This is a genomic window from Desulfofarcimen acetoxidans DSM 771, assembly GCF_000024205.1.
Lineage (GTDB): Bacteria > Bacillota > Desulfotomaculia > Desulfotomaculales > Desulfofarciminaceae > Desulfofarcimen > Desulfofarcimen acetoxidans.
In genome coordinates this window covers 1,146,981-1,171,879 of record NC_013216.1, presented here as the reverse complement: position 1 = coordinate 1,171,879, position 24,899 = coordinate 1,146,981, and the positions used below count along the sequence as shown (strand labels likewise).

29 protein-coding genes and 1 pseudogene are annotated in these 24,899 nt (G+C 41.0%); 12 read left to right on the top strand and 18 right to left on the bottom strand.

The genetic code is table 11. The annotated features are described in order from the left end of the window. Window positions 1-255: 255 nt before the first annotated feature. From DTOX_RS05520 to DTOX_RS05500, 5 genes and pseudogenes are all read right to left on the bottom strand, one after another. The gene (locus tag DTOX_RS05520) at window positions 256-696 is read right to left on the bottom strand and encodes a DUF3842 family protein (protein WP_015756747.1); all 441 of its coding nucleotides are present in this window, start codon (window positions 694-696) and stop codon (window positions 256-258) included. Between the two features lie 75 nt (window positions 697-771). Then, a pseudogene (locus DTOX_RS25255) lies at window positions 772-1,166 on the bottom strand (thioesterase family protein). Beyond that, the gene (locus DTOX_RS05510) at window positions 1,159-1,860 is read right to left on the bottom strand and encodes a YkgJ family cysteine cluster protein (protein ID WP_015756746.1); all 702 of its coding nucleotides are present in this window, start codon (window positions 1,858-1,860) and stop codon (window positions 1,159-1,161) included. Before DTOX_RS05510 ends, DTOX_RS25255 begins: the two are co-directional and overlap by 8 nt. 110 nt (window positions 1,861-1,970) lie before the next feature. Beyond that, the gene (locus DTOX_RS05505; protein WP_015756745.1) at window positions 1,971-2,183 is read right to left on the bottom strand and encodes a hypothetical protein; all 213 of its coding nucleotides are present in this window, start codon (window positions 2,181-2,183) and stop codon (window positions 1,971-1,973) included. A gap of 75 nt (window positions 2,184-2,258) precedes the next feature. Further along, window positions 2,259-2,576: a hypothetical protein gene (locus DTOX_RS05500; protein WP_015756744.1), complete on the bottom strand. Its 318-nt coding sequence runs from the start codon at window positions 2,574-2,576 to the stop codon at window positions 2,259-2,261. Window positions 2,577-2,760: 184 nt separating this feature from the next. Here DTOX_RS05500 and DTOX_RS05495 point away from each other — a divergent pair, with 184 nt between their 5' ends. The 11 genes from DTOX_RS05495 (at window position 2,761) to DTOX_RS05445 (ending at window position 11,774) form a co-directional block, all read left to right on the top strand. Next, window positions 2,761-2,973: a hypothetical protein gene (locus DTOX_RS05495; protein WP_015756743.1), complete on the top strand. Its 213-nt coding sequence runs from the start codon at window positions 2,761-2,763 to the stop codon at window positions 2,971-2,973. Window positions 2,974-2,984: 11 nt separating this feature from the next. Continuing rightward, entirely contained in the window at window positions 2,985-3,188 is a 204-nt protein-coding gene (locus DTOX_RS05490; RefSeq protein ID WP_015756742.1) for a hypothetical protein, read from the top strand. 44 nt (window positions 3,189-3,232) lie between these two features. Then, the gene (locus tag DTOX_RS05485) at window positions 3,233-4,108 is read left to right on the top strand and encodes a hypothetical protein (RefSeq protein ID WP_015756741.1); all 876 of its coding nucleotides are present in this window, start codon (window positions 3,233-3,235) and stop codon (window positions 4,106-4,108) included. A 117-nt stretch (window positions 4,109-4,225) separates the two neighbouring features. After that, window positions 4,226-5,179 (top strand): Gfo/Idh/MocA family protein, encoded by a 954-nt coding sequence (locus DTOX_RS05480; RefSeq protein WP_015756740.1) that lies wholly within the window; start codon window positions 4,226-4,228, stop codon window positions 5,177-5,179. Between the two features lie 15 nt (window positions 5,180-5,194). Further along, entirely contained in the window at window positions 5,195-6,160 is a 966-nt protein-coding gene (locus DTOX_RS05475; RefSeq protein WP_042315450.1) for a GNAT family N-acetyltransferase, read from the top strand. Between the two features lie 24 nt (window positions 6,161-6,184). Next, the gene (locus DTOX_RS05470; RefSeq protein ID WP_015756738.1) at window positions 6,185-7,138 is read left to right on the top strand and encodes a CgeB family protein; all 954 of its coding nucleotides are present in this window, start codon (window positions 6,185-6,187) and stop codon (window positions 7,136-7,138) included. Further along, window positions 7,138-7,965, top strand: a complete 828-nt coding sequence (locus DTOX_RS05465) for a UDP-3-O-acyl-N-acetylglucosamine deacetylase (protein ID WP_015756737.1) — start codon at window positions 7,138-7,140, stop codon at window positions 7,963-7,965. Before DTOX_RS05470 ends, DTOX_RS05465 begins: the two co-directional genes overlap by 1 nt. A gap of 15 nt (window positions 7,966-7,980) precedes the next feature. Next, the gene (locus tag DTOX_RS05460) at window positions 7,981-9,066 is read left to right on the top strand and encodes a DegT/DnrJ/EryC1/StrS family aminotransferase (protein ID WP_015756736.1); all 1,086 of its coding nucleotides are present in this window, start codon (window positions 7,981-7,983) and stop codon (window positions 9,064-9,066) included. Between the two features lie 16 nt (window positions 9,067-9,082). Next, on the top strand, window positions 9,083-9,766 hold the full coding sequence (locus DTOX_RS05455) for a WbqC family protein (RefSeq protein WP_015756735.1): 684 nt from the start codon (window positions 9,083-9,085) through the stop codon (window positions 9,764-9,766). Then, complete coding sequence (locus DTOX_RS05450) at window positions 9,766-10,794, top strand: ATP-grasp domain-containing protein (RefSeq protein ID WP_015756734.1); 1,029 nt, start codon at window positions 9,766-9,768, stop codon at window positions 10,792-10,794. Before DTOX_RS05455 ends, DTOX_RS05450 begins: the two co-directional genes overlap by 1 nt. 62 nt (window positions 10,795-10,856) lie before the next feature. Then, entirely contained in the window at window positions 10,857-11,774 is a 918-nt protein-coding gene (locus tag DTOX_RS05445; protein WP_015756733.1) for a metallophosphoesterase family protein, read from the top strand. 6 nt (window positions 11,775-11,780) lie between these two features. Here DTOX_RS05445 and cotE (DTOX_RS05440) read toward each other — a convergent pair whose 3' ends face one another. Continuing rightward, a complete protein-coding gene (cotE, locus tag DTOX_RS05440) occupies window positions 11,781-12,314 on the bottom strand; it encodes an outer spore coat protein CotE (protein ID WP_015756732.1) in 534 nt (177 codons plus the stop codon). Between the two features lie 341 nt (window positions 12,315-12,655). Then, window positions 12,656-13,672 (bottom strand): CotS family spore coat protein, encoded by a 1,017-nt coding sequence (locus DTOX_RS05435; RefSeq protein ID WP_042315445.1) that lies wholly within the window; start codon window positions 13,670-13,672, stop codon window positions 12,656-12,658. A 217-nt stretch (window positions 13,673-13,889) separates the two neighbouring features. On the opposite strand from DTOX_RS05435, the gene cotE (DTOX_RS05430) reads away from it, so the two are divergent. After that, window positions 13,890-14,453 (top strand): outer spore coat protein CotE, encoded by a 564-nt coding sequence (gene cotE, locus DTOX_RS05430; protein ID WP_157862863.1) that lies wholly within the window; start codon window positions 13,890-13,892, stop codon window positions 14,451-14,453. A 166-nt stretch (window positions 14,454-14,619) separates the two neighbouring features. Here cotE (DTOX_RS05430) and sigI read toward each other — a convergent pair whose 3' ends face one another. The 11 genes from sigI to DTOX_RS05375 all read right to left on the bottom strand — a co-directional run bounded on the left by sigI (window position 14,620) and on the right by DTOX_RS05375 (window position 24,854). Further along, a complete protein-coding gene (gene sigI, locus DTOX_RS05425) occupies window positions 14,620-15,387 on the bottom strand; it encodes an RNA polymerase sigma-I factor (protein ID WP_015756729.1) in 768 nt (255 codons plus the stop codon). A gap of 181 nt (window positions 15,388-15,568) precedes the next feature. Next, window positions 15,569-16,540 (bottom strand): cation diffusion facilitator family transporter, encoded by a 972-nt coding sequence (locus tag DTOX_RS05420; RefSeq protein ID WP_015756728.1) that lies wholly within the window; start codon window positions 16,538-16,540, stop codon window positions 15,569-15,571. Between the two features lie 164 nt (window positions 16,541-16,704). Then, a complete protein-coding gene (locus DTOX_RS05415) occupies window positions 16,705-17,400 on the bottom strand; it encodes a TraR/DksA C4-type zinc finger protein (protein ID WP_015756727.1) in 696 nt (231 codons plus the stop codon). A gap of 14 nt (window positions 17,401-17,414) precedes the next feature. Beyond that, window positions 17,415-17,711 carry a DUF5665 domain-containing protein gene (locus DTOX_RS05410; RefSeq protein WP_015756726.1) on the bottom strand — a complete coding sequence of 99 codons (297 nt, stop codon included), beginning with the start codon at window positions 17,709-17,711 and terminating at the stop codon, window positions 17,415-17,417. A 197-nt stretch (window positions 17,712-17,908) separates the two neighbouring features. After that, window positions 17,909-18,784 (bottom strand): protein translocase subunit SecF, encoded by an 876-nt coding sequence (gene secF, locus DTOX_RS05405; protein ID WP_015756725.1) that lies wholly within the window; start codon window positions 18,782-18,784, stop codon window positions 17,909-17,911. Between the two features lie 13 nt (window positions 18,785-18,797). After that, window positions 18,798-20,048: a protein translocase subunit SecD gene (gene secD / locus DTOX_RS05400; RefSeq protein WP_015756724.1), complete on the bottom strand. Its 1,251-nt coding sequence runs from the start codon at window positions 20,046-20,048 to the stop codon at window positions 18,798-18,800. 25 nt (window positions 20,049-20,073) lie between these two features. Next, window positions 20,074-20,736, bottom strand: coding sequence for an HD domain-containing protein (locus DTOX_RS05395; RefSeq protein WP_042315443.1), 663 nt, complete (start codon window positions 20,734-20,736; stop codon window positions 20,074-20,076). Window positions 20,737-20,835: 99 nt separating this feature from the next. After that, window positions 20,836-21,144: a preprotein translocase subunit YajC gene (gene yajC, locus DTOX_RS05390; protein ID WP_015756722.1), complete on the bottom strand. Its 309-nt coding sequence runs from the start codon at window positions 21,142-21,144 to the stop codon at window positions 20,836-20,838. Window positions 21,145-21,260: 116 nt separating this feature from the next. Next, on the bottom strand, window positions 21,261-22,370 hold the full coding sequence (gene tgt, locus DTOX_RS05385; RefSeq protein WP_015756721.1) for a tRNA guanosine(34) transglycosylase Tgt: 1,110 nt from the start codon (window positions 22,368-22,370) through the stop codon (window positions 21,261-21,263). An 82-nt stretch (window positions 22,371-22,452) separates the two neighbouring features. After that, window positions 22,453-23,454, bottom strand: coding sequence for a tRNA preQ1(34) S-adenosylmethionine ribosyltransferase-isomerase QueA (gene queA / locus DTOX_RS05380; protein WP_015756720.1), 1,002 nt, complete (start codon window positions 23,452-23,454; stop codon window positions 22,453-22,455). A gap of 8 nt (window positions 23,455-23,462) precedes the next feature. After that, window positions 23,463-24,854 carry a SpoIID/LytB domain-containing protein gene (locus DTOX_RS05375; protein WP_015756719.1) on the bottom strand — a complete coding sequence of 464 codons (1,392 nt, stop codon included), beginning with the start codon at window positions 24,852-24,854 and terminating at the stop codon, window positions 23,463-23,465. Window positions 24,855-24,899 lie beyond the last annotated feature (45 nt).

The window sequence follows — 24,899 nt, the reverse complement described above, 5'->3', positions numbered from 1 at the left end:
TCTTTTTAAACCCTAATCAAATAAATACATGATGCCTTTAAGCTAACTAGCTGCAAAATACCATTAATGAATATAAAAAGCCACGAAGAAGCTTAATATTTAAGCTTGACCTTCATGGCCTGTTTATCCATATTTAAATTAAAAAATTGAAATAATCAGAACTGTAAATAACTTAGCTTAGTACCTTCATGATACAATTAAAAGCTATTTACTAAAATTATTCGACACTAGTTTGCTTATTCCTGCTGCACAAAATTATTTTTCCATTAAATCCTTAACTTTTTTTAAGATATGATCAATCAGATGAGGCAAAGGCTCTGCATATACACCTACCACATCAATACCACAACGATTAAGGGGCAAGAGTATTTTAGGCGCCTTGCTCATTGCAATGGCTTCGGCCATCGCCGGAGTCAATTCCCCCATCATAGCATGAGGTACGATTATAGCCAAAGACCCAATTATAACATCTGTCTCAGCAACACTTCGAACCACAGCATTTTCACCACTGGCCCCGTCATTTGCACCGGCTTTCAACATCAAAGCAGTAGCCAGAGCATTAGTACCTAAAGCAATAATTTCCGTTTCCTTGGGCAGGTTTTTTCTCAACTTTTCTGTAATTGCTTTCCCTATGCCGCCTCCCTGTCCGTCGATAACCGTAATCCGCAAAACAGCAACCCCCATACTTCGCATCATTAAACACCTGCAGTAAAATGATTATATCATATCAGAATTATCAGGTAAATAGCCCTGACAACTCTTACTGGATTCCTAGTCGTTTTTCTTGGCAGCAACCCTATGTAAAAATTTTTCTTTTTCCACAATAAATCTCTCATGAGTACCTTCTCCAATAAGCTCTTTTTGATCAAAAGCCTCTATTTTAAAAAGGAGCCTTTTCCCTTCCACCGCAGTCAATTCCGCCTTGGCTGTTACCTTCATTCCAAAGGTGTTGCGGCAATATGCGTGGTTTCAACCCTGGTTCCCACCGTTGTCCGCTCAGGGTATAGATAAGTCTCAACTGAGTTCATGGCAGCGTTCTCCATTAAAGCTATCATAGCCGGAGTAGCAAAAACCTGTATGCTGCCGCTGCCGTAAGCCTCTGCAGTATTGTCCTCACTAACTGTTATAGAGGCTTCACCTTTTATTCCTATATTCAGATCAAGCATTCCTATCCCTCTCCTCATTTTTAATTAGCTCCCGCCATAATTTTTCCGGACAAATGTCCTTCAAAAACACCTCCTGGTAGCCAACTCTCCCGGCAAAAGGAGTGGAAGGCCAGTCCCGAAGATCCGGTTTAGCACGATATCCCTCATGAATAAGAGGGTTTCTTTTACTGGCTCTAGCTTCCCATAACCACTGCCTGACCAACTCATCTTCACCCTTATTCACAACAGCCTCCCGCAATAGCTCGGCCCGCCGGGAAAGAGCACAGCAAATAAATGTTTGGCAGACCAGTGGGCGAAACATATAAGCGGCACAGAGCTTGGTTTTTCGATCCAATAAAATACAGCGATTATCCTGTCCTCTTTTCAGCATAATATCAACTACCGGGCCATCTACTACCACATAACCAAATCTATCCAATAAGGCCTGCACTGTGGCAGAACTGTCTCCCGAATATTCCCGCAGCCGGCATAAATCCACCCAGGTCAAAGGAGCTCTCTCAGCACAACACAAATCACAACCGGCACAATCAGTTATAGATACCGCCCTGCTCCGGTAAAAGCAATTGTTTTCAATAGCTTTATTAACAGCATCCAAATAATCCTGAACGGTAGCCGTATTTGATAATATTCTTATGTCATAGCCTTTTTTGCCGTTAATATTCTCCGGTAATATTTTGACTTTAAGCCTGCTCATGATCTCTCCTTATAAATTATTCGATCAAACCATGCTCTAATAATACAAGAAATAGGGAAAAAAGAAAACCGGAATATCAGAAGTTTCCGGTTTATTTACTATATATTTAATTAGTTAAACCATTCAATTTCGTTACAATTAACCCATAAAAATTCTGCGGTAAATATCAAAGTTCCTACCCTGATGGTTGCGGCGTTAAAAACAATTATTCTGTTAAATATACCGACCAGAGTGCCGGTTACCGTTTGATCGTTTCTCAAACCTATTCTAATCAGGTCACCTGTTTTATTAAACAACGCTTGACAAGGATTTGAACAGGACATGAATATTCCCCCTTTATTTTCAACTTTTACATATGAGCAGTATTTCTACAAGAAGCGGCAACTATCTCCCACCTACTATAAAACGGCAGTAACTGTTGTACTCGTCGATGCCGTGACAGCAATATTTCCGGTTGAAGCGGCAATTATCTCTCCACAAAAGACCTCCAGCCAAGGAATCGGTGTACCGATGACAGCATTAGTAGTGTTGGCAATAGTATTTGTAGTAAGAACATTGGTGCCTGAGCTGTTATATACAACCAGAGGGAATCCGATTTGCACCTTATTCTGGAAATTACCGATAATAGTCCCTGTAATCACGCTGCCGTTTCTCAAACTCAAGAATGCTCTTTGACCAACGCTATACCTGAGCAGCCTATCACATATGTTAGACATACAACTTACCTCCTGACATTTTTACTACATATTATTACCTTTGCTACAATTTTGTTACTTAATAGGGTGTTTCCTTTTTCAATGTCCATACAAATTTTTTATTCTAATATGTAACACTGATTTTAACATCTCAATAATATATATCTAAATCAATAATGAAAGACTGATCTTAGGAGGCATTGCCTTGAATACAAACGACCTCAAACAAATTTTGAGAAAGCGAAAAAACAGCGGTACCACGGTTAATATAAGAACGCTGTTTATTCAGGAGGATGTTCGCTACGAAGACATGGTCATCGATAGCGTCAGTGACGAACTAGTTAGAGTTCATTTCTCCTCAGGTGGAAGATCAATATTTATACGTCTGGATCACATTGTAGCCATTGAAGATGTATAGGAGGCAAAACAGTGACATATATTAACCAGTTTAGAAAATATCTCTACAAAGTTGTAACCCTGATTGTAAACGGAAATTCGCAGGAGGTAGTCATAACCTCAGTAAATGCTGACTGGATAAGAGCTGTCGGCTTAGATGTTAACAACAATCTAGTCGTTAAAACTTTTCAGTTAGACAACAAAAACTCAATTATTATAAAAGAAATAACCAGTTAATTTTTTAAATCAACACATTCTATGCTTAAAGGAGGTGACAGACTTTGCCTGAAAAAAGAAAATCCGGCTTGCCGGTGAGTTTGCTGGCAAAAGGTTCCATCAGTCAACTTGTTAAAGCTACCCGCAGTTCAGCCTGTGGACCTGTTATGACGGAAAAAGAAGATCATCTATGGCTGGAATTGGACAACAACCTGTCTTACAGTAAAATACCAACTGTAACAGAACAAAATGAGGCAGATAAAGCCTTAACAGAACAACCTGATGCCAACGGCAATGAGCCAGCGGATATTAAAAAGAAACCGACCGAAACTGTTAATACCGGTACGAGACAAACAGAGCCTTTAACTTTACTGAGCCAATATGCTAATACCGGCAGCCAGGCAGTCAAGGAGAACCAAGTATTGCCCGTAACTATTAAAAATACCGGCAATAACACTAATCCAAGCCACTTAAAAAAAATTGCTGCCGATAAAAATAATAATCATACAAATAAAACTTCTCTATCCGGAACAGTTATAAACAAATCAACTTTGCCAGCGTCAAATCCCAACCCCCTAACTGAAAGAACACCTAATGACGCAAAAACAAGAGGACACAGAGAAATAGTCAAAACTTTACCTTGTCCGGTTATAAATATTGATAACAACCCGGAGCAAGTCTCAAATGCACAGGAGCAACCACAGCAAACAAATTCTTCCCAGACAAATACCAATAATAATGAAGCAACAGCCAGCCTCCTATATCAACTAAGAAAGTCCTATTATAAAAGGATGATAGTAAACACACCCTTCTCAGTATTTTTTGACGGAATCATGACCGGAGTCAACGAAGATTTCATCGTTTTAATTACAGATCAGTTAAACATAATCTCTATTCCATTTTCATCCATTACTAGTTTTTCTATAATAACTCCAGACTAGTATGCAATTTCCTTTGCACCCCATGCACAGTTAAGGAATCTTTTGCATACATTAGTTTAAGTCTAAAACCTGCTCTAGCAAGGTCTACCATTTTTTGTTTCAGAGGGGATAAGTGAAATGATAGGAATTGGCTTAATCGGCTGTGGTGCCTGGGGATTAAACTATTTAAAGACTTTTGCAGAAATCCCGGAAGCAAATATACTTCATGTTTGCGATCAAAATGAAAATATCTTGGAAGAATTGAGCTCAAATTATCCCCAAATCAGAACAACCACTAATTACCAGGATTTACTGGATGATGAACAAGTATCAGGCGCGGTGATTGCTACCCCTCCTCAATCACATTTTGCTATTGCCGCCAACTTTTTAATGCGTAATAAAGCAGTTCTGGTGGAAAAACCAATAACTCTCTCCTATATCGACACGGACAGGTTAATAAAACTGTCACAAAAAAACAATACCCTGTTAATGGCTGGCCACATTATGGAATATCACCCTGCTGTTGTAAAACTACAGGACTATATCAACCAAGGCATACTGGGTGAACTGAGATATATTTTATTGGAACGGGCAAATCTGGGAAAGATTCGAAGTGATGTCAGCGTTCTCTGGGATTTAGCGGTACACGATCTCTCCATTGTCAGGTATTTAGTCAATCAAGAACCTCGCTGGGTATCAGCTCACGGGGAGAGTTATCTGCAAGACGGTATTCATGATATAGTTGCCATTAATATGGGTTTTGCCAATAATTTATTTGTAAAATTACACTGCAATTGGATGTATCCCTTAAAAAGAAGACAAATTATTGTTGCCGGAGGCAGGACAATGGCAGCACTCGATGATACAAGAGATGATTTTAAACTGCAGATCATTCCTTATAACGGCGATATAACTATGCCAAAACTGGAACGAACTCCACCCTTAACCAGTCAGTGCAAGCATTTTGTTGACTGTTTACAAACAGGCGATGAACCCAAAACTGGTGTGCGTGATATGGCCTGGGTTATGAAAGTAATGGATTTGATTGAACAATCCTTATTTAGCAATAGTGCAAGACTACATTTCAGGTAAAGACCGGTGATAACAGTGAAACTAAAGAATTATACCGAAGAAGAATACTCACAGTGGGATGCTTTCGTGCGCAATTCCGCTAACGGTACTTTTATGCAAGAACGCAACTTTTTAAACTATCACCCAGCGGGAAGATTTAATGATTGCTCCTTATTAGTTTATGATTCCCATGATAAACTCTTGGCGGTTATACCCGCCGCACAGCAAAGGGCAGGTGAAAAGACTGTTTTTTCCTCTTACCCCGGGGCCTCGCACGGGGGAATAGTAATCCATCGAAAGTTTAAGACAAATAATGCAATGACTCTTATCCCTCTGCTGATTAAACACTGTCAGGATAACGGTTTTAAACAAATTGAAATTAAGCTTGTTCCCCGTATTTATCACTGTAGAAACTGTGATGAGTTGGATTTCGCTTTACGTTACTACGGTTTTTATGCCAGCAGCACGGAGCTGGCTACTGCCCTACACCTGTTGGATGATACCAGGTCTGCCGCAGGAGAAAATGCGCAAAGAAATATACGCAAAGCTGCCAAACTAGGCGTATATATAAAAGAAAGCCAGGAGTTTAAGGAGTACTGGGATATCCTCTCCAATAACCTGCAAGCACGACATCAAGCTCATCCAACTCATACGTTAGAAGAAATTTATGTTTTAAAAGACAGGTACCCTCAGGGCATTAAACTTTTTGCTGCATATTATGAAGAAAAAATAATCGGCGGCGTATTGATTTTTTTACTCAACAACCGTGTAATCAATTGCTTTTATATAGCACATGATGAAAAATACCAGCAATTGCGGCCGTTAAATTTGCTTTTTTACGAATTGATCAATTGGGGGAGAAAAAAAGGCTATCACTATCTGGACTGGGGCATTTCTACCGAAAATAAAGGTAAATACGTCAATAAAGGTCTGTTTCGCTTTAAAGAAGGTTTTGGCGGACGTGGTGTTCTGCGGGAAACCTACCGCTATGATCTTAACTAAAATAATCATGGTCAGGGTGAATTTATGAAAATCCTGTTTATTGAATCAGATTGCCAGTATTTGCTGGGATTGCCGTTTGGCCTGCAAAAACAAGGCTGCCAGGTAAAAATCCTCCGGGATATTATCGAAGAAGAACTGGATCAATTGATTGATGAATACCGCCCGGATTTAATATTTACCACCGGCTGGACAAAGATTCACACAAAAGCCAAGCTGGCTATATTAAAAAATCTGGCTGAGAAACACAAAGTCAAGCAGGCTTACTGGGCTACCGAGGATCCTCGTTGGACCAATGAGTGGTCATTGCCTTATATTGAGGCTACCGGACAGAACTATATTTTTACCATAAACAGGGGTTCCCTCCCCTTCTATCGCAAAAGAGGGTATACGGCTCACTATTTGCCTTGGGCCTGCAACCCGGAGTTTCACAGACCGCACATGCGGCAAGAAGCTTACCATTGTGACATAGCAATAGTAGCTACAGCCGGTGTAACCTGGAATTCTTACCGTAAAAATAGTGTGCAAATTCTCTTGCAACCACTGTTAGAAAAAGGTTATAACATAAAGATTTGGGGCAGCAGGTGGGATAAAGTAGACCCGAGTATAGTCGGCTTCAAGGTTGACACGGGCCCTCTAATGGGGAAATTGCCTTACGAGGAGACTAACTATGTCTACAGCAGCGCCAAGATTATACTGGGCTTACAAAATACTAACAGGGAATTGACTGCCCGGACCTTTGAAGTTTTAGGTGCCAGAGGTTTTCTTCTCAGCCCGACAACACCCGCTGTCCTGGAGACATTTACGCCAGGTAAACACCTGGAAGTCACCAGGTCTGCCGGTGAAACCCTGGAAAAGGTGAACTATTATCTGGCACATGAGGCTGAGAGAATAAAAATTGCAACAACCGGTCAGGCTGAGGTTTACGCCAAACACACTTATGAACACCGGGCTGCAGATATACTCAGAGTAATAGGTTGATGCAAAAAACCATTAGCTGCTCAGCCAGGTGTACAGGAATAAGCATTGACGGCAGAGTACCCAGTACCGTAACCTTTATGCCGGCACTACCCGGCACAGGCATAGTTTTTATCAGGCAGGATTTGCCCGGCAGCCCAAGAATTGAGTGCTGTACTCAATATGCCCGGACTGATTCGCGTTGGACTTCTCTGGTCAAAAATGAACTGCGCATTGAACATACCGAACATCTCCTAGCTGCGGTAATTGGCCTGGGTATTGACAATATCAAGGTTTGTCTGGACGGACCTCATATCCCGGTTGTAAGCAATTTCAGCAGCCTTAACTTTGTTGAAGCCCTGCAGCAGGCTAAAATTATTGAGCAAGACAAACCCAAAAAACATTTTGTTGTTAATCAACCGCAGTGGGTTTTTGACTCCTTTAGATATAACGGAAGGGAGTATGAATCTATCTTACTGGCACTGCCTTCCACTGAATTAAAGGTAACTTACCTGCTCGACTATCCAGGACGCCAGGTCCCCACACAAGCAGCACATTTTCGCCTGAATAACCGGCAATTTGCCGAACAACTGGCACCGGCTAGGTCATATATAATGGATTTTGAATATGACCTGGTGGCCGCTCTAATCGGTCAAAGTATTAAAGACTGCCTGGTTATCGGTCAGTCAGAAATAAACCTCAAATGGGGAAATGAACCGGCCAGGCATAAGCTATTAGATTTAATGGGTGATCTGGCAACCCTGGGCAGTCCTATAAAAGGTCATTTTATCGGCATCAGGACAGGACACAAAGTTAATATAAAAATGTCTCAAAAATTACAGGGTTTTTAAGGAGGAGCATTTTAATTGATTCCACACGCTAAACCGCTTTTGGGTCAAGAAGAGTTTGATGGAGTAAAAGAAGTAATGGCCAGCGGTATGCTGGCGGCCGGTAAATATGTACTGGAATTTGAAAAATCATTCCAAGCTTATATCAATACGCCTTATGCATTGGCTACATCTTCCGGCACAACAGCCCTGCAGGTGATTATGTCCGCATTGGAAATAGGCCCGGGAGATAAGGTCCTTACCACTCCTTTTTCATTTATAGCATCTTCAAATGCTCTTTTATTTACAGGTGCGGTTCCCATTTTTGTTGATATTGATCCAATAACATTTAATCTCTCACCTACCGGCTTGGAAAAAGCCATAAAAAATCACCCGGAAGCTAAAGCAGTGCTGGTAGTACATCTCTTCGGACTGCCGGCTGATATGGAAGAAATTTGCCAACTAGCTCAAAAGAACAATCTGCTCCTTATTGAAGACTGTGCGCAAGCACACGGTGCTCTCTATAAAGAACGCTATGCCGGTACTTTCGGCCATGCGGCGGCTTTTAGTTTTTATCCTACCAAAAACATAACTTCCGGGGAAGGCGGTATGGTTGTTACCGGAGATAGTGCTCTGGCAGAGAAGGTACGCCTGCTGGTCAATCAGGGGCAACAGCGACGTTATTACCATGAAGTAGTTGGCTACAACTACCGCATGACCGATATTCATGCCGCCATAGGCCTGGCTCAATTAAAAAAATTAACATCATTTAATCAAAAAAGAAACCAAAACGCTCAATTCTACAATACCCATATAAATAACCCTTTGGTGAAAAAACCACAGGCACCACCGGACAGAAGCCATGCTTATCACCAGTATACGCTTACCACGGACTGCCGGGACGCTCTGGCTGCCTGGCTGACAGATAATCAAATCGGCTATGGTATACATTATCCCATGACTATACCGTCTCAACCCTGTTACCGGAACCTGGACTGCAGTAAAGGAACCTGGCCGGTAGCAGAAAAGCTGGCTGCATCCTGTATTTCTATACCAGTGCATCCAGGTCTTAATATAGCTGATCTTAAAACAGTGGCTGATACAATTAACAGTTTCACCGATTAAAGGGGGTCGCAAACGGTTGATTATAGCTATCCATCAGCCGAATTATCTGCCCTGGCCAGGATATTTTCATAAAATGCTTTCCTGCGATCTTTTTGTTTTTCTTGACGATGTGCTTCATTCCAAAAGGGCCATAACCAGCAAAAATAAAATCAAGGCTCCGGAAGGTGTACGATTGCTTAGTGTGCCATTGGCTAACAAAGAGGTCCTAATTAAGGATCTAATCATTCATAATGGCCAAAATTGGCATCAAAAACACTGGAATTCCCTAACATCCTGCTACTCCCGCAGTCCCTTCTGGAAAGAATACAGGGATAAATTTGCACCGGTATTTGCCCATCCCGGGACAAATCTGGTCGAATTAAATTTAAGCTTGCTTTCGGTTATTAAAGATATTTTGGAAATTGCCACGCCTGTAGTGCGATCTTCTCAAATACCTGCGCTTGACGGAAAAAAAGGCACCAGGATTATTAATATATGCCGTCACTTTGGAGCCAGCACATACTTGTCGGGAACAGGAGCCCGTGCTTACAATGATGAACTTGAATTTACCGAAAATAATATAAGACTGGTATACCAGTCCTATAAAATCTCTGAGTACCCCCAGTTATGGAATAATTTCATACCCAACCTGTCCGTAGTTGACCTGCTTTTTAACTGCGGACCGGAAAGTAAAAAATATTTAGTCAAACAGGTGATTTAGTGGATAAAATTAAGGTATTAATTACTGGATCCGGTTCTCTATACGGAGTCGCAGTAATTCGAGCACTGTTAGCCTCTCAACTGAATTTAAAACTGGTAGCTTGTGACATGGAAGCAAGAGCACTGGGCTTACACCTGGCCCACAGTGCTTATTTAGTCCCGGCAGCCCAATATGAAACAGCTTACCTGGAGCGATTACTGGATATTTTAATCAAAGAGGATATTCAGGCAGTTTTTATTGCCTCCTCTAAGGAATTGCATTTTTTCAGTAAGTACAAAGCTGAAATTGAAGCTAAAACCAAAGCAAAAATTTTTACTAATTCTCCTGAAGTATTGAATACCTGTGACGACAAATGGTATACCATTCGTTTTTTACAAGAAAACAATTTTTATTTTCCTCTGACCATACGCTTTCCAGAGGACGCTGAACAACTCTGCTCCTTTATAAAAAAAGTAAACTTTCCCGTCATTATAAAGCCACGGCGGGGAACCGGCTCCAAAGGTTTATGCAAAATTGAGAATTTTACCGGGCTGCGCACACTGCTCAAAGGACAAAAGGATATGATTATCCAGCAATACCTCCCTGATCATCAAGGCGAGTACACCACCGGCATCTGTGCGGGTAAAAACGGAAAAATTCTTTCCGGTATTACCTTAAAGAGATATTTACATGACGGCATGACTGTTTCTGCTGACTCAACTGGTTATACTGAGATAACTGCTTACTGCCAAAAAGTTGCAGCGGTTTTGAAGCCCTACGGTCCCTGTAATTTTCAACTAAGACTGCGAGAAGGCAAACCATTCATCTTTGAGATTAACCCGCGTTTCAGCAGCACGACCGGCATGCGCTTTCTACTGGGTGTTAATGAGGCTGAAATTATGCTCAAAGCCGAACTGCTGAATCAAGCAATTCCGGAGTTTAAAATAAAAAAATGCAGTGTAATCAGGCAATACGCAGACTACCTGGTCCCTACAGAACAGCTTGAGCAATTGGAAAATAAAAGCTGCTGCATATTTCAACCGGGCTAATTATTTATGGCCTGGTTTTTGATATGAGTTAATTTATTACTTTGCTAAAGGAGAGTTGACCAATGTCAAACTTTCGTTTTGTAGTTATTGGTGACAGTCAGGGCAGTCACCACGGAATCGACAAAAAAATATTGGAAAAGATACTCTATAGGGTTACTTCTTTAGATCCCCAACCTGAATTCCTTTTGTTTACCGGTGACTTAACAGAAGGAGATGGGGACGGTTATGATGACTTGCATTACTGGCGTGACAATGTTACAAATTTCTATCCAATATCTATGATTTTTCCGGCTATGGGCAATCATGAACCGGATGAAGAAACTTTTGCTGAGGTTTTCAGTCACTTGCCTGATAACGGGCCCTCCGGCTTTAACCGTACAGCATATATGTTTGACTATGGGAATTCCCGCTTTTTTTGTCTCAACTCAAACCGCAGCCACAAGATTAGCGGAAATCAAAGTGATTGGTTAATTAAACATTTGCAATATGCACTGCGGGAAGGAAAAGAACACTTCTTTGTATATTTCCATCACCCATCTTACCCGGTAGGACGACACCTGGGCAGTTCCCTTGACTATCATCCCTACTATAGAAATACATTTTGGAAAATTATTGATAAATATAATGTTGATCTGGTCTTTAACGGACATGAACACAACTACAGTCGTCGTTATATTAACTCAGCCATGAATACAGAAATGGACGGTAAAGAATTTGTATTTAAAAATAGTATTTACCAAATAATCTGCGGTGGTGGTGGAGCAAAACTCAACGATGAAGCTTACTCTACTAAAAATGTTAAAGTTGGACCGGTTAAATCGTATCATTTTGTAGTTGTCGATATCGAAAGTCACACTGTTAAGATTCATGTCTATGATCCAGACGGTGATGTGCTGGATTCTTTTTCGGTCAGCAAATCACGGAAAATTGATCTATCAACTAAACAACGTTTTGTGCGCAGATACTTATTGAGGTATTGACCTGCACTAGGACTCATCCTCATCACTGTCCTGATAAACAAATACTCTTAGCTTTGTTTCACCGAGCACCTCTACGTATACTCCCAATTCAATTTCTATCCGGACAGTATTACCACTTTGCAAAGCTGCAGATTTACACTGGGGACTTTTAATTAACATCACCTGAACAGAAAATTCTTTCGAGACATGACCCTCAAAATCATCTTGTGGAATTACTTCCGCCAGCTTAACGGGTTCTCTGATAACATCTGTGAAATTGCCTTGATCGAAGGAATACCAGATATTTACTTCAAAGGAACCTCTGATCAGTACACCGGTCTGATTATGATCAATTGTTTCCATTACTGCCGGTTGGAGCTCAAATTTATGAATAGAGGTACCGAGAACCTTGGTTGGGATACGTTTTTCTTGTATTTTTATAAACTTGGTATAAACAAAATTTTTGCTCACCGAACCGCAAACAGCTTTAGTAATAATTTCCCGGTAAGGGCCTTTAGAACCCCACATATCTCTATTCTGGTTTTGCACCATGTCACCCATTACCATTCCTCCCAAGCAAAAGTATTTATTATTCATTTTCAATAAAATAGCATTAGCGGTTTTGTACACCTGCAAGACATAATAATCCCATTGCCATATTATATGAGAGTTAATTACTATCTAGTACAATTCTTAACTTGTAAAATAAACCTTAAGATATTCTAACAGCAAGAAAGTCGCTTAAAGCGACTTTCGAGCAACCACAAGCACCTGCGCTCACCGGAAATTATGCAATACTAACCTTGCTTATGCTACAAAAATTTGTACTTCATTGTACAGTAACTTATCCACAAATCCATTATAAGCATAATTTTCCGGAGTATAAAAAGGGGGATTTTTATTTAATACTCCCCCCGTTCTCCCATTATATCCTGAAAATCTTTCCACATATCTTTTTTAGATTTCTCAAATAAGATAGTCTCATGTATTCGCTCAATGTTGTAGTTGGCAACCTGCACAGATTCTGTATAATATTTATTTAAAAGACTGTAAAAAAAATGAGGAAACATTAAATCAATAAAAACAACCTCCCATTCCCTGTCCAACAACGGGTTAACAGAATTATAAAAGTTGACCACACTTTTAACAATTTCCACATCCCATTTGCCTTTCTCTTTGCAGCAGGTATTAATTAATTTGCGCAAATCCATGGCGGGAATATCCATAGTCAAGGTATCGAAATCAAAAATACAGAGCTCACCGGCACCGGTCAAACTCAAATTCTGAGGAATAAAATCCCTGTGACAAAGCCCTGTTTTTGCACCCTTTCTTCGCAGCCAGACATGGTAATAAGAATTTTCCAGTGAATTTGCTGCTGATTTAGATTTCTTTAGGAAATAATCGATGCTCTTTAATAAACCTCCGGATACCTCATTGTTTCCCCTCAGGGCTTGTTTTATCTCAGACAACCTCTTTTGTCTCTTTTCATAGGTAGCAGGCCAAATACCTCTCCAATCAAAAACACTGGACGGGTTAGCCTCTATTTTAGCAGTATATTTATGAAATTTAGCCAGAGTTATCACAATTTCTTTCAGGTGATCATTAAAATTTGGCTTTATACCGTCAACCCAATCAGTTAATAAATATATTTCCCCTTGAGAGGATAAATAATAATTTTTATTGAAACGGGTTTTTATTACTCTGGGAACTTTTATACCTTTACTAATTAGATACTCCATCACTCTGATCATAAAGCCGGCTCTATCATTTGAAGAAGGGATTCTCTTCCACACCTTTTTCCCCTTCGAAGTCTGCAATCCCCATACTTTTTTTCTACCTTGTTCTGCAAGCACATTAACTTCATATATATCTAGGCCATAGACATCCTTGAATACTAATTTCATATTATCTTTCTCCATATTATGGCACACACCTCCGCGCTCTTCCTCTAAAATATAATATGCTGCAAGATTTAAAGAGTGTGATTATTACTAAAACTTTTCACACTTATTTAAGTCGATTCATATAATAATTTAACGACGAATAAAATTAAATGTGAGGTGACCTGTCATTAATAAAGATTATCTGGAGGACTTGTTGCTGGATTCAAAACAATTTCAGAAAGGAGGGAATAATGTGGTAGGAACTTCCATGGAAGATTCTTTTGCCCTACCTGATAACAGGTCGGAGAGAAAAAAGATAACCAGCACCAAAAAATCATCCGTGCGTGAGATAATAACCAAAGCAATTTGCGGTTCGGCCCAAAAAAATTTCTTATATTGTTGTGAAATTGAATTCGATCAAGAATTTATACCAAACCAGATTTTAGGTACCTCAATTACCGCTTTCACTATTCATCCAGTGTCAGTTAAATTTGAGCACCAAAGGCCAATCGTGATTGTTTCCGGTTCTTTTGATGTAAATGTGTGGTTTTCTTTTAACAACGGAAAAGATACCGAAGTAGCCCGCGAGGTGGTAGAATTTTCGGAAACTTTGGAAATTGATGACTTTGATCCGGCAGCTATAAATGATATGGAAGGCCGAGCTGTGCTAACCAAAACACCTCAATACAAGGGTGCAATCATTCAAAACAACAATACTATTAAAGTTGATATCGAGATTGGCATCTATGCAGAAGTTATTAGTGAGACAAAAATCAGGGTTCAATGTTATAAATCAGAATATGAAGAGGACAGCTAAAAAAACCAGGCGCTCTTTAATGCGCCTGGTTTTCTTTTTATACTTCGGGAAATCATGGTTATGATAGATCTGTGGATAAGTTAAGGTTAGTACCGCATAATTTCCAACAGGGACAAGTACCTGTGGCTGCTCGAAAGTCGCTCAGAGCGATTTTCTTATTACAGCACTAACAAACTGTATCCTGCTTTTTCAGATTCATGCCTATACGGGATATTCTCCTTAAATACCAATTAAGACAAACAAACTCACTCCTGTGGTATAATATGATGGCCGCAGCTATAATGTATTTTCTCCCTCTTTCTAAGGTTTTGCGGCTGATTCCGGTTAGACTGATTAATTGCATCAGAGGCAGTCTCTTATTTTTTTGCAAATAATGCATTAATTCGTTATTCGAGGCCAGGGTATTAGCTGTTTTCAGCAATAACGCCCTGCTGTCAAAGTGCTTGGGAGAAGATTTGATTAAATTATCCAGAGATATTTTATACTGCTCGAGTTTTTTTTCATATTGTTCCAATTCACCTCTCCGCTCGCTTGTTGTTTCCGTTATTAGATATTGTTCCCAGGACCTTATAATCTCAAAACAACATTGCTCACCGGTTTCTCCGAAGGAATGAAGCAGATTAGACATGGCATACCTATTTTCCAGCCTAAAATAGTCAATCAATCTTCCCTTAATAACCATCCTGGCAAAAGCAAAAAATGGCACCCGGTAGTTTTCCTTATACTTGTCAATAGCTTCATTCATAGCAATCAAACCTATACTTAGTTCATCATCCTGTCCCCATGATAAAACCCGGCGGCATATTTTACTCACAACTTTACCGATAAAAGGTTTGCAGCTGCTTAAAAAATCTTCTCTTACTTCATTATCTCCTGCCTTGGCTCTATATAGTTTATGTTTCAATACTTCCGCATCCTCTATATACAGCAGCAATATTTCCACCTCATTCATACATAACTTAGTTTTTTATACGTATATTAAACTTCTATTACAATTTTTCTCTATTATTAATTTTCGACATTTTTTTCTTTTATCCTGCCGCAAAACAGATTATCTCTGCTTCATATTTTTGTTCCCGGAATAAAAAAACCGGTTAGCCCGGTTTTTTTGTATTCTAAGCGTCTTCTTGTTTTTGAGCCCAACAATTAGCACATTGCCCCGTTTCACTTAAACTTCTGTTGATAATTATAGACTTACCCGGATCAATCCGGCAATCTTCACACTTTTCCTCACAGGGTTCAATATGAATCAATACTTCTTCTATATGAGGCAACTTTGATTTAAGTTCTTTTTCTATTTGGTCACACAATTCATGGGATTTTATAATTACACTGCATTTGGGAACAACCAGATGCAAGTCAATGTACCGCTGAGCACCAGACTTACGAGTACGCAGGTGGTGATATTCCAGGTATTTATTTGAATATTGCCCCAATACCAGTTGAATAGCTTTCTCTTCTTCCTCAGGTAGACTGGCGTCCAGCATACTGGCCATAGATTCCTTGATTAAATCCCAGGCTGCTTTGAGTATCAAACCGGCAACAGCTATGGCTACCAGGGGATCAATGATTTTTATACCGGTTAATTTTATTGACAGAATTCCGGCAAACACCCCTAATGAAGTATATACATCGGTTCTCAGATGCCAGGCATCTGCAAATAAAGCCGGGGAGTCGGCTGCCCTGGCTACTGACATCAGTTTGGAGGATATAAAATAATTTACCAGAGAGGAAACAGCCATGACCATTAAACCTAAATCCAGTGAATATATTTCTCCCTGACCGGATAATCTGGGCAAAGCCTGCTTAATAATCATAACTGCGGCTGCAATAATCAGCAAGGCCTCGACTATAGAAGCCAGGTTTTCATATTTACCGTGACCGTAAGGATGTGATTCGTCTGCAGGTTGGCTTGATTTCCTCACAGAATAAAAAGTAACCAGAGCAGCCACCAAATCCAATCCTGAATGTATTGCCTCGGAGATTACACTGACTGAATGCATGGAAAAACCAACTGCCAGTTTACCTAATGTCAAAAAGAGATTAGAAATTATCGATAACCGGGCTACTTTCACTTTTTCATCCATCTTTATCACTCCCCGCATATATTATAGCATACTGAGGAAAAACGGTTATATTTATTATATAGTGTGCTTGTTAATTAGCTATTAATATGAGAAGGATTATACTGCTATGAATAAAAGCCGCATTGTCTGAGGAATTCATAAAACAGTGCGGCTTGCCAATTATCTTAGATATCCTTTGTTCTTAATGCAACAGGCGAGTCCTCGTCATCTGTACCTACAAAGTCCTGGTAAATCACACCGTCTGTACCTTTTACGCAGGGTATGTCCTCTACTGACTGCACATAGCCCCGATCCTCGTCCAGCAATTGATCGCCGCCATAATAGGAACCGCTTTGCGCGTTAGGAGCATGGTCAGAGGCCCGGGCAACATCCTGCCAGGCGTCTTCACCATCATAGCCTATACCCGCGTCATCACTGACACGGTCATTGAAACTTCTTTCAAAAGGAGGCTGCAGAATGTCTTCCTCCGCCGGCCGTATGTTTCGGGAAGGGATTCTTTCCTGCGCTTCTTTGCATTCCTTGCACAGTGTGGTGCGGGGCAAAGCAGTCAGACGAGCGTAACCTATTTCTTTACCGCAAATGTCGCAAATCCCGTATTTACCCATCTCAATATTTTTCAGAGCATCCTCTACAGCTCTGATTTTTAACATGGCATCATCTCTTAACGCAAAGTCTTTACTCCTTTCAAATACCTCGCTGCCGACATCCGCCGGGTGATTGTCGTAAGTTGACAATTCACTGGTCGCTTGTGACAGAGATATGCCTAGACCACGCTCGTCAAAAGAATGAACAGAATCCTCCAGTTCTTTTTTTTCTTTCAACAGTGTTTCTTTGAATGCCTGCATTTTCTGTCTGTCCATGATTACCTCCATCTTTAGCTGCCTAAACGAAGCTGCACTATTTTTATGATTTCAGCGATAAAGCCTCCTATTACAGGAATATTGAGCACTAAGAGCCAACGCAGCAGATAAATCAAAAGTGCACCCAAAACGGTAAAACCTACTGCTATGCCCAGGCCTCTGGCCACCCCGGAAATAAAATTTATATATAACAGTTTTTTGGTATGTTCGAGCAAATCCACGTACTCGGCCAGTTTCATTTTCTCCATATCAAGTGATAATTTATCCAACTTTTTTTCCAGGGATTTAATTAAGGTATTTTCTATGTGCATTCTCTCAACTCCGTATTGCTTTGATATTATTATTTGGCATTTTAAATATTTTATAACGTAATTAGGATTTACCAAATCAACTATCCATCCCCAATAATTACCTGATAAAAAAATCATCCCATATCGCTTAACCGTACCAAGACAAAATGAGAAGCGTGCAGGCTTTGCTGCACGCTTCTCATTTTGTCTTGGTATCTCTATGCCGCGGCTTTTTTCTTATTGCCCTCCATTAATTTCAGATCGACCCAAATCTGGCTGGCGTTAAATATTGAAGAATAACAACCGCTGAAAACACCTATTAAAAGTGCCAATACAAAAATCTTTATCGTACTGCCACCCAGGAAAAAAAGCGCCAGCAATACAAATATAACTGTCATTACTGTATTAATGGAACGAGCCATGGTCTGCCAAAGACTGCTGTTCACCAATTCCTCCAGGGATTGGCCTTTCTTACGGCTCAACATGTTTTCTCTGATACGGTCAAAAATAACGATGGTATCATTAATTGAATAACCTATAATTGTCAGAATGGCAGCCACAAAGTAACTGTCTACTTCTAATTGGAACAGAGAAAAGATACCTGTCACTACAAATACATCGTGTATCAGTGCCAGCAGTGCCGCAACTCCCTGTTTAAACTCAAACCGCCAGCTTATATAGCCCAACATCAACATAAAGGCTACCAGCAAAGCCAGCAAAGCATTGCGGGTTAATTCCTTGCCGATGGTCGGCCCCACCTGATCATTTTTCATAACAGTCAGTTCGCCCAGTTTAGATTTCAAACCGCTTACAACCTTGCCTGACTCAGCTAAGGACAATTCCTTGGTTCGAATGATGTAATCATTGCCGCCGCTCTGTTGTATCACGCTGTCCTGCAGCTCATACTCGCTCAAAGCATTGCGAAGTTCATTTACAGTGACCTGCTTATTAAAACGAACCTCAAATATGTTTCCTCCGGTAAAATCTATCCCCAGATTCAACCCCTGCACAAAAAGAGAAATAAGGCCCGGAATAAGCACCAGCAGAGAAATTACATACCAAATTTTGCGTCTTCTGACAATTTCAAACAACATGAACTCTCACCCCTTACGCCCCGTACATTTTAGTATTCTTTACCAAATTACTGCTTGCGGTTAGCTGCAGCATATACCTGGTCAAACTGATAGCGGTAAACATACTGGCCAGGATACCGACACTCAAGGTCACAGCAAAACCCTTAATAGGGCCGGTACCAAAATAATACAACACGGCGGCGGCAATCAGGGTTGTTACGTTAGCATCCACAACAGTGACAACAGCCCTTTTAAATCCAGCATCAATAGCTGTGCGCAGTGTCTTGCCATTTCGCAGTTCTTCTTTAATTCTCTCAAAGATAATAACATTGGCATCTACCGCTATACCCAGCGATAGCAGAAAACCGGCTATACCGGGAAGCGTCATGGTAACATGCAATCCGGCGAAAACCGCCAATACAATCAGTGAGTAAATAACCAGAGCAATATCGGCAATCAAACCCGGCAAACGGTAATACCCAATCATAAAAATTAAAATAGCAGCAAAACCTACTATTCCGGCCATTTTAGACTTGGCCAGAGAGTCAGCGCCCAGCATCGGGCCTACCGCACGTTTTTCAATAACATCCATTTTTACCGGCAAAGCACCGGAACGAAGCAAAATTGCTATATTATGAGCATCTTGCAGAGTAGCATAACCGGTAATACGGGCCTGTCCATTTTGAATCGGTGTTTCAATGGAAGGATTTTGAATCAGCTTGCCGTCCAAGTATATACCCAAATTTCTACCGACATTCCTAGCTGTAAAATCTCCAAAAGTTTTTGCCCCGGCGGGAGTAAAAGTCAGGTTTACTTGCGCCGCTGAGGAGTCAGGAGCCTTTGATTCTTCAGCGTCTTTTAAATCACGCCCAGTAAGTACGGTTTGACCGTTTTCAGCTTTAAATTCCAGGTAGGCAGTCTTTACCATATTGTTGACTGCTTCATCGGGATCCTTTATCCCGGCTAACTCGACAATGACTCGGTCTTTGCCCTGCTGCTGAATAATCGGCTCCGCCACACCATACTGGTTTACCCGGTTGCTAATAACAGCCATAGCCTTCTTGATTTCGTCATCCGTCAACGATACACCAGGAGTCTCCTCGGCTTGTAAAACAACATGCACACCACCTCTTAGATCAAGACCCAAATTAATTATCTTGACCAGCGGCATCCAGGAGATTTCCTTATTGTAAACAGGCTTAAGATTAGGCTTAAAAAAAACTACCGACACGGCAGCAACCAGCAAAACTATAACTGCCAGTTTAGATATACTTTTCCAGTTCATTTGCTTTTCCTCCTTGTCCCGGTGGTCACAATAACCGTGACTCGTTTACAATCAGCTCGAAGTTGCATTTCAAAAAATTTGCGGCACGCCTGCAGAGCATCATGCGTGTCATAAATATTTCGAAATACTCCATCACCGGACAAATATTAATATCAATTGATAAATCCATAGTTACCGTGCGTCTTTCTTCATCCACTGCCACAAAAGCACGCTCAACAGCGTAATTTACACGGTCATGTATGTCAAAGGTAGCAAAATCGGTGTTGCGAACTCTGGCCCGGTGAACATCGGACTTATCGGCGATTATCAGTGCGGCTGCCACACTATTTACCGGTTGCCCGTATTGTTCCTCATGGTTAGCAATAGCGGAGATAACAATTGCAATCTCGTCAGGGGGCATACCCAATTCCAACAAAATAGGGTAACCAATCTGAGCTCCGGAAATGCCGTGATCATTGCGGCTGACCACATTGCCCATATCATGCATATAACCTGCAATAGCAGCTAACTCAGCTTCCCGTTTAGGATAATTAAGCTTCTCTAAAATATCTTTGGCGATGTTAGAAACCAAGTTGATATGCCGGTAACTATGCTCTGTGTAACCCATAACACCTAAAAACTCGTTACCTTTGCGAATAAAGCTGTCCACAACCGTATGTCTCTTCACATCTTCTAAGGTTACCAAAATATAACCCCCCCGTCAACAGATAAAGTAATACTATATACCGATGTATTTTACTGTTTAAACATTATTTGATAGAAAAGAGTGAAAAGAGCAGACTTACATCTACTCTTTTTTCTCTTCTTTTTCTTTCTGCTCAATCTCACTATGACTGAGCACCTGGCTGACAGCATTTTTTAATATCTCGATTCTGACATTATCAGCTATTTTGACAATCAAAGTACTTTCTTTAATTTTAACAATCTTACCGTATATACCACCCGCAGTAACAATAGTATCATTAACTGCAAGGTTGTTAATTAACTGCTGGTGCTGCTTTTGCCTTCTTTGTTGGGGGCGTATAAGTAAAAAATACATTAAAGCAAATATGGCCAGCATATAAACTAACGACATTGTTTGTGAATTCAATTTCATGTTTCAAACCTCCCTTCTTCTAAATTTAACCAAAGCAACAATTATCTCAAAAATTAAAAGAGGATCGTTAATAACTATTCTTTATCGGACTGTGGATTCCTTTTTTATTTTTATATTTATGCCTGCCAATCTTTTAAAAAATGATCTTTATACTCCAATAAACGATCTTCTCTGATTGCTTCTCTAATATCCTCCATTAGATTTAAAAGAAAATGCAGGTTATGAATGGTGGTCAGCCTTACACCCAATATTTCGTCGGATTTAAGCAGATGTCTGATATAAGCTCTGGTATAGTGCCGGCAGGTATAACAAGCGCAGCCTTCCTCAAGCGGTACAAAATCTCTGGCATAGGCCGCGTTGCGGACAACAAGCTTTCCCTGTCTGGTAAAAACTGTGCCGTTTCTGGCAATTCTGGTAGGCAGCACGCAGTCAAACATGTCTATGCCTCTTACTACACCCTCCAACAGACAATCCGGGGATCCGACACCCATCAGGTAACGGGGTTTATCTTCAGGCAAGAGAGGTACAGTATAATCCAGAACCTCATACATTAATGGTTTTGGCTCTCCCACACTTAACCCGCCTATAGCATAACCGGGAAAATCCAGCTTCACCAGTTCATCTACTGATTGCTCACGCAAATCACGATACATACCTCCCTGCACAATGCCAAAAACACTCTGCTCAGGATGACTGTGATATTCCTTACAGCGTAAAGCCCAGCGTGTTGTTCTTTCTTTAGCAGCCAGGCTATCTTCATAGGAGCAGGGATAAGGAGCGCATTCATCAAAGACCATGGCTATATCAGAACCAAGAGCCATTTGAACTTGCATTGCATGTTCCGGGCTAAAAAAATGCGAAGAACCGTCAATATGAGAGCGAAAAGCCACCCCGTCTTCGGTTATTTTTCTAAGCGGTCCCAGGCTGAATACCTGAAATCCACCGCTATCTGTTAAAATCGGGCCGTCCCAGTTCATGAACCTGTGCAGGCCTCCCGCATCACGAATCAACTCATGTCCCGGCCTCAGATATAAATGGTAAGTATTGCTTAAAACTATTCTGCCGCCCGCTTCCCTAACTTCCTCCGGAGTCATAGCTTTAACCGTAGCCTGAGTTCCCACAGGCATAAAAACCGGTGTCTCAATTTCCCCGTGCGGTGTAGATAATATACCAAGCCGGGCATGAGATTTATTGTCTTTTTTTATCAGTTTATATTTTACAACCATTATTTTCTCCTGTCTATTATATCCTCTATTTTATCTCTTAAACGGTGACTTTTTTTAAATAATCAACATAGCATCACCGAAGCTAAAAAATCTGTACCTTTTTTTTAACGGCGGTATTATATGCTTCCAGTATCTTATCCCGCCCGCTCAGAGCACTGACCAGCATAATCAAAGTTGAACAAGGCAGGTGAAAATTTGTTATTAGCCCGTCGATAATTTTAAACCTATAGCCGGGATAGATAAATATTTTTGTCCAACCCGAACCGGTCTTCAACCGGCCATCATCCCCCGCAGAACTTTCCAAACAACGGGTAGTAGTAGTACCCACGGCAATTATTCTGCCGCCTCTGGCTTTGGCTGCATTAATTTTATCCGCGACACCGGCACTTATTTCATAATACTCTGAATGCATCCGGTGTTCACGAATATTCTCAACTTTAACCGGGCGAAAAGTATCCAGACCTACATGCAGCAACACAGGCACAATTTCTACACCCAGATCTTTAATTTTATCCAGCAATTGGTCGGTAAAATGAAGCCCTGCTGTTGGAGCAGCTGCCGAACCAAAACGGTTGGCATAAACAGTCTGGTAGCGGCCGGGATCGGCTGGTATTTTTTTAATATAAGGAGGCAGTGGCATTATACCGATTTGTTCTAAAATTTCAACAAAACTGCCCTGATATAAAAAATCTATTACCCGCCCGCCTGCTTCAGTATCACCTGCAACCAAACCGGTAAGTTTTCCTCCGGCAAAAGTCAGTGTGGTCCCGATACGTGCTTTGCGTCCCGGTTTAACCAGTGTTTCCCAGCGGTTACCGTCGAGTTGTTTTAAAAGCAAGACTTCCACTGTTGCTCCTGTATCTTTCAGCCCGTAAAGACGAGCCGGCATAACCTTAGTGTCGTTAATAACCAGCACATCGCCCGGTTTCAGGTATTCAACAAGGTTATTAAACCTTCTATGCTCGATCTGCGGGTTATCCCGGAACAGCACCATCAGTCTTGACTCATCCCGGTTGGCGGAAGGTTCCTGAGCAATAAGTTCCTCCGGCAAATTATAATTAAAGTCCTCCAGTTTCAAAATCATACCCCCGGTTACCGCCCGTAATTAGTCTTAATCTCAATGCCAGTATAATAGTATTGCAAAATATCTTTAAATGTATAACCCTGCCTGGCCATTTCAGCCGCACCGTTCTGAGACATGCCCAGACCATGCCCCCAGCCATTGCCTGCAAAGCTTACCTGACACAATTTTTTCTCTGTATCAAATTCCTTGGTCATCTCAAAAAAGGCGCTTTTTAAGCCAAAAATCATCCTTACATTATCCGCATTACTAATCTCCTTAACAACTGGTTGATCATTTAAATCCAGGCCGGTAAGTCTTATCTTCTGCGCTCTTTTACCCGAAGAGGTCGAGCAAACAATCTCTAAGTCAGATATTTCTCTCCAGTCTTTAATGCACTGTTTATCCAGCAGTTGTAAGAGTTCATTTTGTGTGAATTTAACCTGCCAGTCATAATGGCTGGTATTCTTGTCATAGGGATCGGGCTTGCCTTTAATATACGGAACCTGATAGGTCCAAACATCCTCGCAGTTTTCCGTAAAACCACCGCTGCTGGAATGGTAAAATGCGTCAATAGGCTTATTTTTATAAGCAACTATAATCCCGGCTGTTTCCTCAACGGCCTTATTGGTAGCCTCATTTTCAGCTTCATAGCCGCAGTAAGCCTGGCTGTATTGATCATTAGTTACATCAAAATCCTGCTCCGCGTTACTGCCCAGACGCCCTAAAACATAACAGCGGGCCGCTACGGCCTGGGCTTTCAGTGCTTCAGTGGGCCAGCCGGCCGGCATTTCACTGGGTACCACACCACAAAGATAACTTTCCAGCGGCAATTCATTGATTATTGTAAGACCATCACTTGCCAATCCCAGTTCTAAATTGCCGCGCAGTTTCTGTTTGCTCGTCCCATTTATAAGAGTGACCAGGTTTAAGCTGCCCGAAGATTTAATTACTTGTGAACCGCTAGCTGTTTGCACCTGATACTGGGAAAGATCAGTTAGCTTATTCTTAAGCTCAGCCCCTTGTATTACCAGACCGTCAATTACTGATTTGTTCTCCGCTGCTCCGCTGCCGGAGATAATATTTATGCTGTAGTTTGCCTGCCTGGCCGCAATCGGGCCACTAAAAGATCCTATTTGTTCACCGTTTTTGGTAAGTTTAATCAAATTATTTGCCGCAGTGGCCGTCCATTTCTCCTGCGGTGTTAACTCATCTATAACATTTCCTGTTGATAAGTTAACCAGTTGATATTTGCCTTCCGTAGAAAAGGCAACTTCCTGAATATGCTGAAGCATAGCCACTCTAATGTTAGATGGAAGCTTAGATTCCCCTGCTGCCTGGCAAATCGGCAATAAGAGCAGCAATCCTGCTAAAATTAAAACCGTTAGCATTAAAGCCCTGTGTTTCTTGCCCTGACTAAACAATCACGTTCCCCTCTTTCACTGTTTTTGCAACCTGGAAAAAAATCT

Bases quoted from the DNA above. Each gene is read 5' to 3' on its own strand.
- DTOX_RS05465 (WP_015756737.1), top strand. From the start codon at position 7,138: ATGCAAAAAACCATTAGCTGCTCAGCCAGGTGTACAGGAATAAGCATT.
- yajC (WP_015756722.1), bottom strand. From the start codon at position 21,144: ATGAAATTGAATTCACAAACAATGTCGTTAGTTTATATGCTGGCCATA.
- tgt (WP_015756721.1), bottom strand. From the start codon at position 22,370: ATGGTTGTAAAATATAAACTGATAAAAAAAGACAATAAATCTCATGCC.
- DTOX_RS05420 (WP_015756728.1), bottom strand. From the start codon at position 16,540: ATGGATGAAAAAGTGAAAGTAGCCCGGTTATCGATAATTTCTAATCTC.
- DTOX_RS05435 (WP_042315445.1), bottom strand. From the start codon at position 13,672: ATGGAGAAAGATAATATGAAATTAGTATTCAAGGATGTCTATGGCCTA.
- DTOX_RS05510 (WP_015756746.1), bottom strand. From the start codon at position 1,860: ATGAGCAGGCTTAAAGTCAAAATATTACCGGAGAATATTAACGGCAAA.
- DTOX_RS05505 (WP_015756745.1), bottom strand. From the start codon at position 2,183: ATGTCCTGTTCAAATCCTTGTCAAGCGTTGTTTAATAAAACAGGTGAC.
- secD (WP_015756724.1), bottom strand. From the start codon at position 20,048: ATGAACTGGAAAAGTATATCTAAACTGGCAGTTATAGTTTTGCTGGTT.
- DTOX_RS05415 (WP_015756727.1), bottom strand. From the start codon at position 17,400: ATGGACAGACAGAAAATGCAGGCATTCAAAGAAACACTGTTGAAAGAA.
- secF (WP_015756725.1), bottom strand. From the start codon at position 18,784: ATGTTGTTTGAAATTGTCAGAAGACGCAAAATTTGGTATGTAATTTCT.
- DTOX_RS05520 (WP_015756747.1), bottom strand. From the start codon at position 696: ATGATGCGAAGTATGGGGGTTGCTGTTTTGCGGATTACGGTTATCGAC.
- DTOX_RS05500 (WP_015756744.1), bottom strand. From the start codon at position 2,576: ATGTCTAACATATGTGATAGGCTGCTCAGGTATAGCGTTGGTCAAAGA.
- cotE (WP_015756732.1), bottom strand. From the start codon at position 12,314: ATGGGTGACATGGTGCAAAACCAGAATAGAGATATGTGGGGTTCTAAA.
- DTOX_RS05480 (WP_015756740.1), top strand. From the start codon at position 4,226: ATGATAGGAATTGGCTTAATCGGCTGTGGTGCCTGGGGATTAAACTAT.
- queA (WP_015756720.1), bottom strand. From the start codon at position 23,454: ATGATTTTGAAACTGGAGGACTTTAATTATAATTTGCCGGAGGAACTT.
- DTOX_RS05470 (WP_015756738.1), top strand. From the start codon at position 6,185: ATGAAAATCCTGTTTATTGAATCAGATTGCCAGTATTTGCTGGGATTG.
- DTOX_RS05410 (WP_015756726.1), bottom strand. From the start codon at position 17,711: ATGCACATAGAAAATACCTTAATTAAATCCCTGGAAAAAAAGTTGGAT.
- DTOX_RS05445 (WP_015756733.1), top strand. From the start codon at position 10,857: ATGTCAAACTTTCGTTTTGTAGTTATTGGTGACAGTCAGGGCAGTCAC.